Annotated in this window: 13 protein-coding genes; 11 read left to right on the top strand and 2 right to left on the bottom strand. The window is 46.7% G+C overall.

Annotated elements, in window-relative coordinates:
* Positions 1-8: 8 nt before the first annotated feature.
* Entirely contained in the window at positions 9-1,220 is a 1,212-nt protein-coding gene (locus tag ACX0G9_RS07880) for a DUF1501 domain-containing protein (RefSeq protein ID WP_459064328.1), read from the top strand.
* Between the two features lie 13 nt (positions 1,221-1,233).
* Here ACX0G9_RS07880 and ACX0G9_RS07875 read toward each other — a convergent pair whose 3' ends face one another.
* Together ACX0G9_RS07875 and gyrB are read right to left on the bottom strand one after the other, a co-directional pair.
* The gene (locus ACX0G9_RS07875) at positions 1,234-1,437 is read right to left on the bottom strand and encodes a hypothetical protein (RefSeq protein WP_459064327.1); all 204 of its coding nucleotides are present in this window, start codon (positions 1,435-1,437) and stop codon (positions 1,234-1,236) included.
* 133 nt (positions 1,438-1,570) lie between these two features.
* Positions 1,571-3,550, bottom strand: coding sequence for a DNA topoisomerase (ATP-hydrolyzing) subunit B (gene gyrB, locus ACX0G9_RS07870; RefSeq protein ID WP_459064326.1), 1,980 nt, complete (start codon positions 3,548-3,550; stop codon positions 1,571-1,573).
* Between the two features lie 107 nt (positions 3,551-3,657).
* Here gyrB and ACX0G9_RS07865 point away from each other — a divergent pair, with 107 nt between their 5' ends.
* The 10 genes from ACX0G9_RS07865 to ACX0G9_RS07820 all read left to right on the top strand — a co-directional run bounded on the left by ACX0G9_RS07865 (position 3,658) and on the right by ACX0G9_RS07820 (position 17,237).
* Positions 3,658-3,945, top strand: a complete 288-nt coding sequence (locus ACX0G9_RS07865) for a hypothetical protein (protein WP_459064325.1) — start codon at positions 3,658-3,660, stop codon at positions 3,943-3,945.
* A 68-nt stretch (positions 3,946-4,013) separates the two neighbouring features.
* A complete protein-coding gene (locus tag ACX0G9_RS07860; protein WP_459064324.1) occupies positions 4,014-4,979 on the top strand; it encodes a helix-turn-helix domain-containing protein in 966 nt (321 codons plus the stop codon).
* A 96-nt stretch (positions 4,980-5,075) separates the two neighbouring features.
* Positions 5,076-5,414: a hypothetical protein gene (locus ACX0G9_RS07855; RefSeq protein WP_459064323.1), complete on the top strand. Its 339-nt coding sequence runs from the start codon at positions 5,076-5,078 to the stop codon at positions 5,412-5,414.
* 119 nt (positions 5,415-5,533) lie between these two features.
* Positions 5,534-6,556: an NAD-dependent epimerase/dehydratase family protein gene (locus ACX0G9_RS07850; RefSeq protein WP_459064322.1), complete on the top strand. Its 1,023-nt coding sequence runs from the start codon at positions 5,534-5,536 to the stop codon at positions 6,554-6,556.
* A 26-nt stretch (positions 6,557-6,582) separates the two neighbouring features.
* Positions 6,583-7,650 carry a dihydrodipicolinate synthase family protein gene (locus ACX0G9_RS07845; protein WP_459064321.1) on the top strand — a complete coding sequence of 356 codons (1,068 nt, stop codon included), beginning with the start codon at positions 6,583-6,585 and terminating at the stop codon, positions 7,648-7,650.
* Positions 7,651-7,695: 45 nt separating this feature from the next.
* Complete coding sequence (locus tag ACX0G9_RS07840; RefSeq protein ID WP_459064320.1) at positions 7,696-8,748, top strand: FAD:protein FMN transferase; 1,053 nt, start codon at positions 7,696-7,698, stop codon at positions 8,746-8,748.
* Positions 8,745-9,836, top strand: coding sequence for a transglutaminase domain-containing protein (locus ACX0G9_RS07835; RefSeq protein ID WP_459064319.1), 1,092 nt, complete (start codon positions 8,745-8,747; stop codon positions 9,834-9,836). Before ACX0G9_RS07840 ends, ACX0G9_RS07835 begins: the two co-directional genes overlap by 4 nt.
* A 198-nt stretch (positions 9,837-10,034) precedes the next feature.
* A complete protein-coding gene (locus tag ACX0G9_RS07830; protein WP_459064318.1) occupies positions 10,035-12,278 on the top strand; it encodes a beta-N-acetylhexosaminidase in 2,244 nt (747 codons plus the stop codon).
* 41 nt (positions 12,279-12,319) lie between these two features.
* Positions 12,320-13,687, top strand: a complete 1,368-nt coding sequence (locus tag ACX0G9_RS07825; RefSeq protein ID WP_459064317.1) for a Gfo/Idh/MocA family protein — start codon at positions 12,320-12,322, stop codon at positions 13,685-13,687.
* 415 nt (positions 13,688-14,102) lie between these two features.
* Positions 14,103-17,237, top strand: coding sequence for a SusC/RagA family TonB-linked outer membrane protein (locus ACX0G9_RS07820; RefSeq protein WP_459064316.1), 3,135 nt, complete (start codon positions 14,103-14,105; stop codon positions 17,235-17,237).
* Positions 17,238-17,298: the final 61 nt, after the last annotated feature.

The following is a 17,298-nucleotide window of genomic DNA, read 5'->3' as shown; positions in this document are numbered from 1 at the left end:
GTAAACGTATGAATCGCAAAAAATTTCTTCAGGCCGGTTCGCTGGCGGCGACCTCCTTTCTTTTGCCAAAATTCCTGAAAGCATTTGAGGAACCGCTTGTTATTCCGGGCAACAAAGTATTGGTGGTGCTGCAGATGAACGGAGGCAATGACGGATTAAATACCGTGATCCCGGTTCGTAATGACCTTTATTACAAGGCCCGGCCAGGCTTGGGTATTTTAAAGGGTAACTCTCTTCTGGTTACGGAGGATGCCGGTTTGCATCCTGCCCTGGGCGGATTAAAAGGATTGTATGATGAAGGAAGTCTGGGTATCCTGCATAGTGTAGGGTATCCCAATCCGGATCGTTCGCATTTCCGGAGTATGGATATCTGGCAAACGGCCAGCGACAGCAGGCAATATTTATCTACTGGTTGGTTAGGGAGATACCTGGATGCTCAATGTAATCAATGCGAAAGGCCGACCCAGGTCCTGGAAATAGACGATGTGGTGAGCCTGGCTTTAAAAGGGGCACAGATCAAAGGAATGGCCTTAAAAGATCCCCGGCGGTTATATACGACCAGTCACGAAAAATATTTCAGGGAACTGGCTTCCGGACACCAGGCCGCTCCCCTTGACGGACATTTTGCAAATGTGGTTAAGCCTATTGATTATCTCTATAAAACGATAGCCGAAACGGTATCCAGCGCCGATTATATTTTCGAAAAGAGTAAAATACGACCCTCTCAGGCCAGCTATCCAAATACCGAAATTGGCAAAAATCTCCGGAACATTGCGTCACTGATTTTTTCCGATATCAATACCCGGGTATATTATCTTTCTCTGGGAAGTTTTGACACCCATGTGAACCAGGCTGCGCAGCAGCAACGGCTTTTTACGGAACTCAACGATGCAATAACGGCTTTTGCAGGAGATCTGAAGGCCAACCATAGGCTTGATGATACCCTGATGCTAACCTTTTCCGAATTTGGCCGCCGGGTGGCACAGAATGCGAGTGGGGGAACAGATCATGGCACTGCCAACACGATGTTCCTGATCGGCGGAGGATTACGCCAAAAAGGCCTGATCAATGGACTGCCGGATCTGAATGATCTGTCAGAAGGAGATCTTAAATACCAGGTTGATTTTAAGGATGTATACGCTACAGTTCTGAGTAAATGGTTGGGGGCCGACGATAAAGCCATTTTAGGCAGGCAGTCTGCTTACCTTGATTTTATTTAACCCCCTGTTCCGTTTACCAGCCTTGTTTAGCAATGCCGGCTTTAATAGCGGCAAGAGCTTTTTCTTCGCCTAAAAGAGTAGTCAGTTTGCTGCCTTTTCCGTCATGTCCCTGTGCCATATAGGCTCCTTTAGCAGTTTTCGTAATCACTGCATCCACGATAGGTACATTCTTCTCTTTCGTTTTTACGTTGTAAGCTGTGAGTGTTACAGTTGACATAATTAATTGATTTAATGCCTGCTATTGCAGAAATGGTTAGCACAAAACACTGTAATATTACAGATTTTGGCTGACTAAGTTTGAAAAATATTTTTGCCCTTCTCTTTTGCCCTCCCACTGGCGCCCCTGGGGCTTATACATCCAGTTTCGCATATTTTGCATGGGATTCGATAAATTCACGCCTTGGCGCTACCTCATCTCCCATTAACATGCTGAAAACGCGGTCGGCTTCAGCAGCACTTTCGATCGTTACGCGTTTCAGGGTCCGGGTATCGGGATTCATGGTCGTATCCCAAAGCTGGTTTGAATTCATTTCACCAAGCCCTTTATACCGCTGAATGTTTACACTGTCTTCTTTACCGCCGGACAATTTCTCTACCCAGGCTTTACGCTGTTCTTCATTCCAGGCATAAGCCTGTTCTTTCCCTTTTTTCACCAGATAGAGCGGCGGCTGCGCAATGTAGATATAACCCTGCTCTACCAATTCCTTCATATACCGGTAAATAAAGGTCAGGATCAGGGTGGCGATATGACTGCCATCCACATCGGCATCGGTCATGATAATGAGCTTATGATAACGCAGTTTGGCAATATTCAGCGCCTTGGGATCTTCGGTTGTTCCTACGGTTACCCCAAGGGCAGTGTACATATTCCGTATTTCCTCATTCTCATAAATCTTATGTTCCATGGCCTTTTCCACGTTCAGGATCTTACCTCTCAAAGGCAGGATAGCCTGGAAGCTGCGGTTCCGGCCTTGTTTGGCCGTACCACCTGCCGAGTCTCCTTCGACCAGGAACAGCTCGCAGCGGTCAGGGTCACGGTCCGAGCAATCGGCCAGTTTTCCAGGCAACCCGCCTCCGCTCAATACACTTTTACGTTGCACCAGTTCCCTGGCCTTTTTAGCGGCAGCGCGGGCCTGTGCGGCCAGGATAACTTTCTGGATAATGCTCTTGGCTTCGCGGGGATTCTCTTCCAGATAATCGTTCAGCGCCTTTGAAACGGTAGAGTCAACGACTCCGCTTACTTCATTGTTGCCTAACTTGGTCTTGGTCTGTCCTTCGAACTGAGGTTCCGGAACCTTTACCGAGATAATGGTACTCAGTCCTTCCCGGAAATCATCACCTTCGATCTCGACCTTGGCCCTTTCGAAAAGGCCCTGTTTGTCCCCATAGGATTTGAATACCCGGGTAAGCGCGCGACGGAAACCGGCCACATGGGTGCCGCCTTCTATCGTATTGATATTGTTGACATAGGAGTAGATATGCTCGCTATAGCTGTCATTATAGGTCAAGGCCACTTCGACGGCGACGTTTGTATTGTCGTCCTTACCTTCCACGAATATGACTTTTGGGAGGAGCGGGGTGCGGCCGGCATTCTTATCCAGCATTTCCACGAATTCGACGATCCCTCCTTCGCTGAAGAAGGTCTTGGAATAAGTTTCCCCATTGTCATCTTTTTCCCGCAGGTCTTTCAGAATGATCCGAACGCCCCGGTTGAGGAAGGACAGTTCACGCAGACGGCCTTCAAGGATCTCCTTATTGTATTCGGTCGTAATAAAGATCGAGGCATCGGGCCAGAAATGAATAGTAGTTCCGGTGGTCTCACTGGTACCAATTGTCCGGACCGGGTATTGAGGTACACCGATCTTATATTGTTGTTCGAAAAGTTTTCCTTCACGCCGCACAATGGCATGCAGATCGCTGCTAAGGGCGTTTACGCAACTTACCCCTACGCCATGCAGACCTCCGGAAACCTTATAGGTATTTTTGTCGAATTTACCTCCCGCGTGAAGCACAGTCATGACCACTTCCAATGCGCTCTTTTTCTCCTTTGACATGATACCGGTAGGTATCCCCCGCCCATCATCATCCACGCTGACGGAATTGTCTTCGAAAATGGTTACGAGAATGTTCTTACAATAGCCGGCGAGGGCTTCGTCAATGGAGTTATCCACAACTTCATATACCAGGTGATGCAGTCCTTTTACACCGATATCTCCGATGTACATGGCAGGACGTTTCCGGACGGCTTCCAACCCTTCCAGGACCTGGATACTATCTGCTCCATATCCATTGGTGGCGGGGTTAAGGATTTCCTCTGTTGTTTCACTCATATTTATACTGGGAATCTTGTAGTTAACAATAAATTAATAAGGTTGGCAAATGTACGAAAAATAAGGGTTTCCACCGGTTTTAATATCCCCATTTTCAGGTTAAATGTATGAAATCCGGGAATGCCTTTTTTGGTGATGAAAAGCACCCTGTAAACTACCGGGAAGAGCACCCTGAAATACATCTCAGGAAGTACCCCGGAATGGTTCGGAAATGCTTCGGAAATGCTTCGGAAATGGTCCCGGAAATGGTTCGGAAATGGTCCCGGAATATCTCCCTGACATTTCAAAAAAAGGGCTGGAAAATGGTCATGAAAAGAGAGATGGTTTTTTCTGTTTTTACCATGGTTGCCTGGTCAGGGTTTCGTCATCCTACTGTCATAATCTTCCAATCCTAAATCTCAGGGGCCATTATAGGCGTATTATTTTGATAAAATCGATGATTCATCTGTAAATTTGCCCCCTTATGTACGAGGCTCCGGATATATTGATGATGGCTTATAAGCAACCTGTTATGCAGGATCAGCTGCTTATGTTGCAGGAAAAAGACCGACAGATACCCGGATCCGTTCAGTACACCATCAAAAGGTATCAGAAACATCCCCAGTGGAATATGGACGATATGGGGATGATGGTTTACCATTATAAAAAACTTGAGCCGGCCGATAATTTCCTGGAACTCCGGTTTTGTGTGGCGGGTAATGTCTACTGCCGCAAAAAAGAGATCGAATGCGATACCTGTAAATTACAGGCTTCCCCTTCCTGTGCCGAACGGATCGAAACAGTAGACGTGCTGAGTTTCCGGTTCCTTCCGGTTCATTTATCCCAATTTGCAAAGCCCCGCAAGCCTGAAAACAGGTTAGAATACAGACAAGACAGCTCGCTCAGTGATAACCTCTTGAATTTCAGACATCCCTCTTCATTTACCAAAATCCTGTCGCTTTGCGGAAGGACCCGTATGCTGCTCGAAGCACTGCTGAATCATAGTTATACCGACAGCCTGGAGAATATTTATACCAATGCCCAATGCCAGATGCTCCTTCTGTACAGTCTTGAATGTATGGTAGGAGAAAAAGAGGTAGAAGGCTTTCAGTGTAAATTCCTGGCCAATGAAGCAGACCGCGACAAGATTGTCAAAGCCAGGGAAGTCCTTCTTCAGCATATTGGTGAACCCTTAACGATCAAGGAGCTTAGCCGTAAAGTGGCTATCAACGAATGTTACCTGAAAAAAGGCTTTAAAGAAATGTTCGGGACCACGATATTCGATTTCTATCAAAGCCAGCGAATGGAACACGCCCGTTATCTCCTTTATGAGAAGGGGCTGAGTGTTACCGAAGTTTCGGTCATGCTGGGCTATTCCTCTATCTCCCATTTTTCCACCGCATTTAAGAAACACACGGGTCTGAAGCCCTGCGAGCTTTTATTGCATTGATGCTACCCTGCATTCCCGGCTATTACTTCTTTCTGTAAAATTGAAAAGATCTGCAACGTTCAGTCTTAAAATAAGGTCAGCTTATAAACCTTGTTTATGAAAATGCACTTTCGTTTTTTGATTTTGGTCTGTCTGGTGGCCCTGAATTGTAAAAAAGAGAAGAACCACCTGGTTTTTTTGAAGGCGAGGCTGGTAGGCATACGGGATCTTAACTGTAAACTTCCGATTTTGGATTTTTCCGCAGATTCAATGTCGATACGACAAATTACCCATGTAAACACGAATACATTTATAGCCCTCAACCTGCCTGCCAGGGACTCGATACCAAATACTGAATTGAACGTAGCCGTAGCCGTCCCTGACTCCAGGGAGTTGGTAGCCTGTATTACTTTCGGGCCAAATTATCCGGAAATAGAGATAGTTGCCCTAGAATAACAGTAGCCTCAGGCTCTATTTTTTTGCCTTGTATCAAATAATTTTTTAGTTTTATAAGGAAACGAAATGAAGTTTACTTGTATAACCTTATTTTTACTCCTTAATAATAATTATCTGAAATGAATAAAGGCGATATTTATCAGTGGTATCAGGACCTGTTGGACCCTTCCCCTGTTTTAGTCCATGAAATTGCCCAATTGGAGGGAGATATCCTGATCCTGGGTGTAGGCGGAAAAATGGGTCCCGGAATGGCCAGGTTGGCGAGGCAGGCTGTACAAAAGGCCGGCGTTAATAAAAGAGTAATCGGCGTTTCCCGGTTTTCAGAACCTGGATTACAGGAAGAACTGAATAAGGCCGGTATCGAAACGATTGTTGCGGATCTGTTGAACGAAGATCAGCTTCAGGGGTTACCGGAAGTAAAAAATGTGATCTATCTGGCCGGTACTAAATTCGGGACAACGGGTAAGGAATCATTCACCTGGGCGATGAATGCCTATTTGCCCGGCCGGGTTGCGGAGAAATATAAGGACTCCCGTATCGTAGTCTTTTCAACAGGCAATGTCTACCCATTATCCCCTGTAGTCCAGGGCGGTGTTACGGAAGCTTACCCTCCCGGGCCAGTCGGAGAATATGCCCAGTCCTGCCTTGGCAGAGAACGCATCTTTCAGCACTTCTCCGCTAAATATAATACACCTCTGTTGATCTACCGGTTGAACTATGCCAATGATGTCAGTTATGGAGTGCTGCTGGAGATAGCCAGATCCGTGAGAGAAGGCAGACCTGTTGACCTCGGTATGGGACAGGTGAATGTGATCTGGCAGGGGGATGCGAATGAAATGGCCCTGAGGGCCCTTCTCCATTGCCAGGTCCCGGCTAAGCTGTTAAATATTACTGGTCCGGAAACGGTTTCCGTGCGGTGGCTGTCGGAAGAATTCGGGCGGCTATTTGGGAAAACACCTGTCCTGTCTGGCGAAGAACAGCCAACTGCCTTGTTGAGCAATGCTGCAGAGTCATTTCGTCTTTTCGGTTACCCGGGAGTGTCATTAAAACAAATGATGGAATTGATCGTGGAATGGACAAACCAGGGAGGAGCGATCAAGAACAAACCAACACATTTCCAGGAAAGGAAAGGCCAGTTCTAACTTTTAAAATAACCCTACTAAAGAAAATGCCATCAACAGGACTACATTCCACAGGAAAATCTTCCGGCGTTTACGAATTATTACAGGCAGGTACGGTGATACCGGCGCACCCGTTGGCTTTGCGGGAGGATTTACAAATAGACGAGGCCAGGCAGCGCGCCCTGACCCGTTATTATCTCTCTTCCGGAGCAGGGGGGGTGGCTGTTGGCGTACATACGACACAGTTTGAGATCAGGAAACCGGAGATCGGTCTTTTGGAGCCTGTGCTGAAGCTGGCTGCGGAGGAGATTGAAAAGGCCGGCTTGAATCGCCCCTTCATAAAAGTGGCGGGGATTTGCGGGCCGACGGACCAGGCTCTGGGCGAAGCCAGGTTGGCGGTACGGTATAAATATGACCTGGGTTTGGTAAGTATGGGAGGACTGGCGCATTATTCTGAAACCCAATTGATTCAACGGGTAGAAGCGATTGCAGAGATCATACCTGTATTTGGATTTTATCTGCAACCAGCTGTTGGCGGTAGAGTATTGAGCTATGAATTCTGGAAAGCATTTGCTGACATTCCTAATGTGAGGGCCATAAAAGTGGCGGCCTTCAACAGATACCAGACCCTGGATGTAGTGCGGGCGGTTTGCCATTCGGACCGGGCTGATGAAATAACACTCTATACCGGGAATGACGATAATATAGTTGCGGATCTGCTGACTCCCTACCGGTTTTCAGTGAAAGGAAGAATAGTGGAAAAAAGATTTGCAGGTGGGTTGCTTGGGCATTGGGCTGTATGGACCAGGAGTGCCGTAGATCTTTTACAGGAAATCAAACAATGCCAAGATAATAATAAATGCCTCCAAAATAATAATGGGGATATAGAGGGATTGCTTGCGAAGGGCATCGAAATAACGGATATGAATGCGGTCCTGTTCGATGTGAACAACACTTTCCGCGGTTGCATTGCAGGAATTCACGAGGTTTTGCGCCGCCAGGGTTTACTGGAAGGAATATGGTGCCTGAATCCGGAGGAAAAACTCTCTCCGGGCCAGATGGAAGAGATCGACAGAATTTATTTATCCTATCCCCAATACCTGGACAAAAAATAAAGTAGTTTCCCTAAAAACTGCCTGTTAATGAAAAATTGTAGATGGTTGAAAAGTAGGCTGCTGTTTATAATAACCGCTATCCTTCTTCCTGTTCTTTGTTTTTCGCAGCGGGAACAGAAATCTGGCCGGAAACAGGGCAGCCGGCCATCCTTACGAAGGTTTTATTTTACCGGGCCTGCCCAGGGAACGTCCTACCATATTACCTATTATGCAAAGGATAACATGGTCACGCAGGGTCAGCTGGATAGTGTGCTGGATAAAATAGACAGCTCGCTGTCCATTTACAAACCCTATTCCCTGATCAGCCGTTTTAATAATGCGGTTTCGGGGGTTTTCATGGACGAACATTTGCGAACGGTTGTGCAAAGATCCCTGGAAATCTATAAAGAGAGCGGCGGGATTTCCGATATAACGGTATACCCTATCGTAAACGCATGGGGATTCGGCCCCGACAGGTTGACCAATCCCCCGGATTCGGCGGCAATAAGGGCTATGTTGCTTTGCGTAGGATCCGAAAAAATCCATGTGGAGGGAAATTGGCTCCGCAAAGATCTTCCCTGTGTCAAACTGGATGTAAATGGGATCGCTCAGGGATATAGTGTGGATGTGATCGCAGTTTTTCTGGAAAAAAACGGTATCCGGAATTACCTCGTTGAAGTGGGCGGGGAATTGCGTACCCGGGGGAGAAAATATCCGGGAGCACTCCGCATGAAAATCGGGATAGAAAGTCCTGCCGTTGATCAGTTGGGCAGTGATCAGCCCATTCTGAAAAGGATCATCCAACCAAAGGGCGGTGCCATTACTACTTCGGGTAACTATAGGAAATTTCATCAGGCCGGGGGAAAGACCATTTCACATTTAATGGATCCTCATACGGGTTATCCTCTTTTCAACGAACTGATCAGTGTTACCATTTGGGCGAAGGATGGCATCACTGCCGACGGTTATGACAATGCGCTGATGGGAATGGGCTTAAAGAGTGCCCTGCTCTTTTTAAAGAGGCATACGGAAATGGAAGCCTACTTCATTTATAAAAATGATGGCGGGGTGGTTTCGGATACGGCGACTGCCGGGTTCTATAAAATAATGGAAAAATGAAAAAAACAGGTATTCTTTTTTTGTTGCTGGCCGGGATCGGCTGCAGACAAAATCCCTACCGTCTGGAAGAGGTAACGAACCCGGTTTATAAACCAAACACCATTTTCCTTTCGCAGGAAAATACGTCCCTGCCAAAATTTGATTCGCTTCGGATTAAATACCAGCTGGACACGGTCGTTAAAAAAGAGACGAATGAACTAAGAAGGATATTGCTGCTGAGAGAATGGATCAGGAGAACAATTAAGATCGATAACAACCGGCCCGATTATAGCGGGCAGGGGCATCCTGGATTTATTTTAGATACGGCGTTGAAAGGAGAGGGCTTTCATTGCGGTCATTTTATGGTTGTGCAGAATGCCGTTATGAATGCATTTGGATATGTCACCCGGTGCATAGGGGCGGGGCCGGGAGATCCGGGTTTTCCTGACCAGCATCATGGGATCAACGAGATATGGCTTAACAGTTATCACAAATGGTTTCTGTCGGATGCCAAGTACAACCATCATTTTGAAAAAGAAGGTATCCCCTTATCGGCCCTGGAGGTACGTGCTGCTTATCTGAAGAATAAGGCTTCGGATATTCAGATGGTGAAAGGCCCTGACAGAATAGCGGTGGACAGCGAGCAGGAGCAGGGATGGTCAAAGGAATCTTTCGCCAGAACATTTAGCTGGGTGGAATGGGAACAGCATGGCGACCGGTTCTCCATTTGGCCAAAGACCAGTTCCGCTATTCTCTTTTACCGGGATGATTATTCCGGGAACCGCAAATGGATATGGGATGGGAAGCCGCATTGGGCCTATAATACCCAATATCTTATCTATGTGGATTCTGCATCGGCCATCGAATGGACGCCCAATACGATAAGGAGCCAGGTGGTGATCGGTGGCGGAAGGGCTAAAATTTCTTTATACTCGGAAACACCGAATTTCAACGAATACCAAATGAAAGACCTCGCGAAAGGAGCATGGGAAACATCCAAACCCCTCATTGATCTGCCTCTGGAGAAGGAGCGTTACGAACTGGTCTTTCGGGCCGTTAACCGGGAGGGGGTTACCGGGCCGGAACACAGGATCGTTATCTCGCGATGAGACCCGTTCCACATATTTTCAGATTTCTGCCAAAATAACTTCAGACTTTCGCCAAAATAACCCTGAATAATAAGCATTTGAAGTATTAAAATGTTTCAAATAGTTATTTATTTGAAAAATAGTACTATTTTAGCCCAATTTTAATAGCAGATTGAAAGGTTTTGAAATTTATTTTTTCAGGGCTCTAAATACATATCTATGAAGGTTGTTTTTGCCGGTATTTTTTTCCTGGTCATTCTTTGCCGGGTTTCTCCGTCTTTGAGCCAAAATTCCCTGATACAGGAAAGTGATTTATCAAAGGCTGGCGTTCACCTGATTCCATATCCCAGGGAAGTAAAACTGGAGGGTCCGGATTTTAGGCTGGAAGGGGCGATTACTATAGTAATGGATAAAAACGCCACCGAAAATGACTTGTTTGCCGCCAAACAGCTTACAGATTATTTAAACAAGGATCTGGGTATAATAACCGGTTTCCGCAATGCTCCTGCCGGCAAATCCATCATCCTGAGCAGGAAAGGAACTGATAAAAGAACGGGGGAGGAAGGATATACCTTAAGTGCAGGACAGGACCGGCTGATCTTAAGGGCTGCCGGGGAAGCCGGGCTTTTTTATGGTGTACAGACCATCCTTCAGCTTATTCAGAAAGACGTATCGGATACCACTGCCAATCAAAGTGTTTCCATTGGTCCTGCCGCATTTATAAAAGGATTGAAGATAGCCGACTGGCCCGATACAAAGACAAGGGCCGTACATTATGATACGAAACATCACCAGGATACCCGTGCGTTTGTAGAAGGATTTATCCGCGATATGGCCCGGGTAAAAGTGAATATGCTGGTATGGGAGTGGGAGGATAAATTCGAATACCCGAGTCATCCGGAAATTGGCGCTCCCGGAGCCTTTACGATGAAGGAAATGCAGGAACTCACCTATTATGCACGGAAATATCATATTCAAATCGTTCCATTGGTGCAGGGGCTCGGGCATGTCAGCTTTCTTTTAAAATGGCCGCAATATGCAGGTCTGCGGGAAATCCCGGCATCGAATTTTGAATTTTGCCCCTTGAAGGATGGCGCCTACCAGCTGCTCTTCGATCTTTGGGCGGATGCGATCAAGGCAACACCGGGATCGGAATATATCCATATCGGATCAGATGAAACCTTTGAATTGGGATTATGCCCGCAGTGCAGCCAAAAAGCAAAAGAGATCGGGAAGAGCGGTCTGTACCATTTATTTGTCGGCAAATCCGCGAAACATCTCCAGGAAGCAGGGCGAAAGGTGATGGTTTGGGAAAAGCCGATGGGCTGGGAGGTGAGTAATAAGGAAGACGTTAACAGTAGCCGGGAGCCGGCCAAAAAGGTCATACCACAAAAGGGAATTATCCTGACGGAGGAGTATACCTATGAGACGCCTGAGCTTGACTATGCAAAAAAAGCAAGGGCCCTGGGATACCCTGTATTTGCCTATGACCCCAATCCGGGTATCGAACAATTATTCCTTCCTTACTTTTTTCGTAAAGATGACAGCGGGAGAAAAATAACCGGAAGTCTTGAAAATTCATTTACCTATCTGACTTCACATTTGGGCAAAGGAGTGTACGACGGTATGATCCGTACCTCCTGGGATGATTCCGGTTTGCCGGTGCAGGCCTGGATGCTGACTTTTATCGTATCGGCCGCCTATTCCTGGAATTCATCCGCTCCCTCGCTGTCTGAATTTACAGAAACCTTTTTTAAATATCGTTACGGCCCCGGGGTCGTGGAGGCAGGCGAGCTGTTCCGGCTCCTGAACGAAGGCGCCTATTTTTATATGGAAAGTTTTGAACGGAAAGTTTGGGCCTGGGGAGAGATTGGGAAGACCCACCTGCCCGATCTGCCAAGAGGCGATGCATTGGAATATGATCCTTTCTGGAATACCCAATATGCGCAGCAGGTAAAAACGGCCCGGTTTTTCCTGGAAAGAATGAACAACGGAATTGCCATCGCGGATAAAAACCTGGGTTTGAATACCAGGAACAGGGAGGATATGGAAATCTTTAAAACTACCCTTGAATTGATCCGCCATACGGCTCTCACCTGGCTGGATCTGTCGGCCCTGGAGCTGGAAATAAAAAGCGCCCATAACCAACAATTCCTCAGTCACGAAAAGGCTTATGAGCACCTGGAAAAAGCGGAGAAGATCGTACAACAGCAATTGGCGAGAAGAGAAAAAGTCTTTAATGAACTGGTAACCGTCTGGCAGCGAACGGAACTTCCCAAAGGGCTGTCCACGGATAAGAAAAAATATTTTTTCGAGCAGGATCGGGCGCGTCATTTTGCCAACCGCGCACCAGACATGTCTTATCTGATCATTAATGAGCAGCAACTGGATCTGGAAGGCTATCTTTTAAAATTGCAACTGTATAAAGATTTTTATAAACAGCGGTTTTTAGCCCGGCAGTAATTCACAAATTAACATTGCACAGCCTAAAATAGAAAAAAATCATGAACACCACCCGGAGAGACTTTGTAAAAAATGTATCCCTGGCTACTGCCGGAATGACCATGCTGGATCCCCTGCGCACTTTTGCCGGAGGGAAGAATGAAAAGAAAATAAAATTGGCCGTCATCGGTACCGGTTTGAGAGGACAGGCTCACTTGGCCATGGCGCTCCGACGAAGTGATGTGGAGATCGTGGCCATCTGTGATGTCGACAACCGTATGTTGCAAATGAGCAGGGATCTGATCCAAAAATCCGGCAAAACCATGCCAAAGATCTTTACCGGAGAACAATACGCTTATCGTAAACTACTGGATGAAAAGATGGTGGAGGCCGTCATCATTGCAACGCCATGGGAATGGCACAAACCAATGATCATGGATGCCCTGGCTGCAGGGATAAAATATATAGCTACCGAGGTCATCCTGGGTATCACGCTGGAAGATCATTGGGATATCGTAAAAGCAACGGAAGCAAACCGGGCAAATGTCATGATGCTGGAGAATGCCTGTTATCGCAGGGATACCCTGGCTGTACTGAATATGATCCGTCAGGGCCTGTTCGGGGAAATTATCCATTTGCAGGGCGGTTACCAGCACGATTTACGTGGTGTGAAATTCAATGACGGTATCACGCCCTATAACAGCGGGGCGGAATTTGGAGAGCAAGGATTTTCGGAGGCGAAATGGAGGACCAATCACTCCGTACACCGTAACGGAGACCTGTATCCGACACATGGCCTGGGACCGATTGCCATGATGATCGATATAAACCGGGGGAATCGTTTTGAATCTTTATGTTCATTTTCAACCAAAACAAGAGGTCTTCACAATTATATCGTTAAAAAAGGTGGTGCGGACCATCCCAATACCAAAGTAGGGTTCAGGCTGGGGGATATCGTGACGACCCAGTTAAAATGTGCGAATGGGGAAACGATCCTCCTGCAACACGATACGAATCTCCCCCGTCCCTATTCGCTTGGTTTTCGTGTGCAGGGAACGAACGGGATCTGGATGAACCTGAACAATGGCATTTTCATAGAAGGGCAAAGCGTTTATGATCACGAACACTGGGACAATGCACAAACCTGGTTTGATAAATATGACCATCCCCTGTGGAAAAGGTGGGGCCGGGAGGCCAGCGGGGCGGGGCATGAAGGGATCGATTATTTTGTTCTCCACGCATTTGTCGAATCGGTTAAAAGAAACGCGCCCACCCCTATGGACGTCTATGATGCTGCAGCCTGGAGTGCCGTCGTGCCGCTGAGTGAAAGCTCCATCGAATTGGGTAATGCCACCGTCGAATTCCCTGACTTTACAGGGGGCAAATGGATGAGCCGGAAAAACGACTTTTCCCTTTCAGATGAATATTGAGCATCCTGACCACTGAGAATATAATTTATAATCCCTACCTCCGCAAATTCGTACTATATTAAAACAGGGATGCTCACCGGAGCATCCCTTTATTTCCTTTTCCTTTCCTTCTCTTCTTATCTATTAGTCCTTCTTATCCTTTAGCTTTTCAACACAGCTTTTCATTTTTAGGAGAGTTTTGTCACCTTATCCTGGCAAAACAAGTCAGAAAAACAACGAATTATAGGGTTATTGACAAAAAAATAACCCTGTTAACCATGAAATTTAAAGAAAATAAGCTAAAAACTTTTTTGGTTGGAATAAAAATAAACACTTACTTTTATAAATAAGGAAACGAAACCAAAACACTTTTTAAATCTTTCATATCATTGCAATAGGAACTCTATAGAACAAAAAACCGCCAAAACGAAGACTAATGAAAATTAAGCTGCTTTTAAAACAAATTCCGATCTGCTTTGCCTTGATCCTCTATGCCTGTTATGCAGAAGGTCAGGGTAATCTTGTATCCGGAACGATCCGGTCCGAAGGAGATGGAACTCCTTTGGCAGGTGTCTCTGTTATGATTCAGGGTACGCAGACAGGTACCGTAACGGATGTGAAAGGGAAATTTTCCCTATCCGTCCAGGGAAAGAATGTTATCCTGGTTTTTTCTACCGTAGGGTATCAATCCCTGTCCTTCAGTATAGGTAACCGGTCGGCTATTTCGGTTAGCCTGGTTAAGGATGCCAACAAGTTATCGGAAGTGGTCGTCACTGCCTTTGGTATCGAAAAAAATAAAAAAGCATTGGGTTATTCCACCCAGGTCATCGACGGTTCCAAATTGACGGAAGCCAGGGAATCCAATGTCGTGAACTCCCTGAAGGGCCGTGTTGCCGGTCTTCATGTAAACCCTTCCAGCGGTGGGGTGGGCGGTTCGAGTTTTGTGGTGATAAGAGGCAACAGTTCCCTGACAGGGAACAGCCAGCCTTTATATGTGGTCGATGGTGTTCCCATCGATAACCAAACGCTGGATGCCGCTACGGTGGCTTCGGGCAGGGATTATGGCGATGGTATCGGAAATATAAATCCCGACGATATTGAGAATGTCACGGTCCTTAAAGGACCTGCGGCAGCCTCTTTGTACGGCGCCCGTGGATCGAACGGCGTCATCCTGATCACCACCAAAAAAGGGAAAAAAGGAAAAGGCGCCGGCGTGGATTATAATTCCAACGCCACTTTTGAAAAGCCGAATGTTATACCGGCCCGTCAAAGTACATGGGGCGGGGGATATGATGGAAATTACAGCTCTCTGGGCACGACAACGATCAATGGTCAGACCTATTCCTCCTGGCCGAGCTGGTTGGTTGACGATTGGGGCGGTAAGCTGGATGGCAGACAGATCGTTATTGAACGGTTCCCTGAATTAGGACCTGTTGCCTACACGGCGCAGCCTGAAGATAATATCAAAAAATTCTTCAATACCGGTTCAACCCTGAACAATACCGTTGGCGTATCGGGTGGGGATGAAAAGACCACCTATCGTTTCTCTGCTGCTGATATGCACAATTGGGGGATCATACCCAAGACCAAACTGGAAAGACAAACGATTACCCTGCGGGTCAGCTCCAATGTAACCAGCCGGTTGTCAGTGGACGGAAAGATCAATTATATCAGGCAAGCGGGAAAGAACCGGCCTCAGAATAATTCCTATTCTCAAAATCCGATGACGGGTCTGAACCTCCTTCCACGTTTTATAGATATCGATTGGTTGAAAAACTATAAGAACGAGAGCGGGGGACAGAATACCGTAGTTTCCAACAACCCATACTGGGTCATCAACGAGTTAATCGGGAACGACAGCAGGGACCGTATCATCGGGTTTCTTTCTGCAAAATATAAACTGACAGATTGGTTGAGTTTGCAGGCCAGGAGCGGAACGGACTTTTATACAGACACCCGTTTTAACCGGATCAATCAATACACCAACGGCCTTAACGGCGTAGTGGAAAATTATCAGTTCCATGTAAGGGAAGACAACAGTGATCTGTTGCTTTCCGGAGCCGGAAGACTGGCAAGCAAAATCACCGGATCTTTTTCTTTGGGTGCTAATCACCTGAACAGAAGCCAGCAGGTCCTCGGGAACTATGGCTCTAATTTAAATGTCCCCGGTCTGTATTATATCGGCAATACCCAAAATATATCTCCCCGGCAATATTCGATACGCAAACAGATGAATTCGGCGTACTTCGCGGGTGAGCTTGTCTATAATAATTATCTCTACCTGGACGTGACGGGAAGGAATGACTGGTCCTCTACACTGGGCACCAATAATCTTTCCTTTTTCTATCCCTCCATCAGCTCCAGCTTCGTATTTTCGGAAGCATTCAATCTGAATAAGGATATTCTTTCTTTTGGCAAATTGCGGGCTTCCTATGCGGAAGCGGGCAATGATGCCAGTCCTTATCAGACCCTGGCTGGTTACGACGTTAGCAGCAGCACTACCTTTAACGGACAGCCTTTTGGTAATATCCGGAGCGATATTCCGCTGACCAATCTTAAGAATGAGTTGAAGCGTTCTTATGAATTCGGTACGGAACTTCGTTTCCTGAATAACCGTTTGGGCATCGATTTCACCTACTATAATGCCTCTACGACCAATCAGATCCTGCCGGTGGAAATCTCCGCTACTACAGGTTATTCCACCCGGCTGATCAATGCGGGAGAAATCCAGAACAAGGGTATTGAACTGTTCGTGAATGGCACACCGCTCAAAACCAGGGATTTCCGTTGGGATATCACCTTGAATTTCTCCAACAATAAATCGAAAGTGGTTTCGCTGGCGCCAGGTATTACAGCCCTTACTTTATTGGATCCGGGTTATGGAGCCAGCATCCAGGCCAGGACCGGCGAGGCGTTCGGAAATATTGTTGGTTTTCCTTTCAAACGGAATGCAAACGGAGATATCCTGCTGACCAGCGAAGGAAAGTATCAGCGAGGCGACGACCTGGTGGTATTGGGCAAGATCCAGCCGGATTTCCTGGCCGGGCTGACCAATACGTTCACTTATAAAGGTTTTGCCCTAAGCGCATTGATCGATGTAAGGAAAGGCGGTCAGATCCTGTCTTACTCCAAGTTAAATCAGATGGCCAAGGGAACCGGGAAATTTACGGAGAAGAGAGATAACCTCGTAGCCAATGGCGTGATCGAAACTACACCAGGACATTTTGAAAAAAATACATTGGTGATCGGTGCTTCTGATTATTATGCAGGCGCAGGTCCCTGGAACGACATCGGGGAAAGCCAGGTGATCAATGCGGATTATGTGGCATTGCGTGAAGCGACGCTGAGTTATAGCCTGGGGGCCTTATTAAAAAATAATAAGATCTTCAAAGACGTGCGGCTTTCTATCGTAGGCAGGAATTTATTTTACCTGCAAAGGGATCCGCAATTCAAATTGATGGGGATCAGTCCTGAAACAGCATTTAGCGCAACAACCGCCGCACAGGGCTACGAGGCCGTCAGCATGCCGACTACGCGGAGCGTTGGTATAAATCTGTCCGTTGCCTTCTGATAAAAAAAGACCTAACCAAAGAGCGATATGAATCGTAAGATCCATCTGGCCCGAAAAAAAT

The sequence above is a fragment of the Flavitalea flava genome (assembly GCF_054461575.1).
The sequence above is the reverse complement of the archived record's forward strand: the minus strand, read 5'-3'. Positions and strand labels throughout refer to the sequence as shown.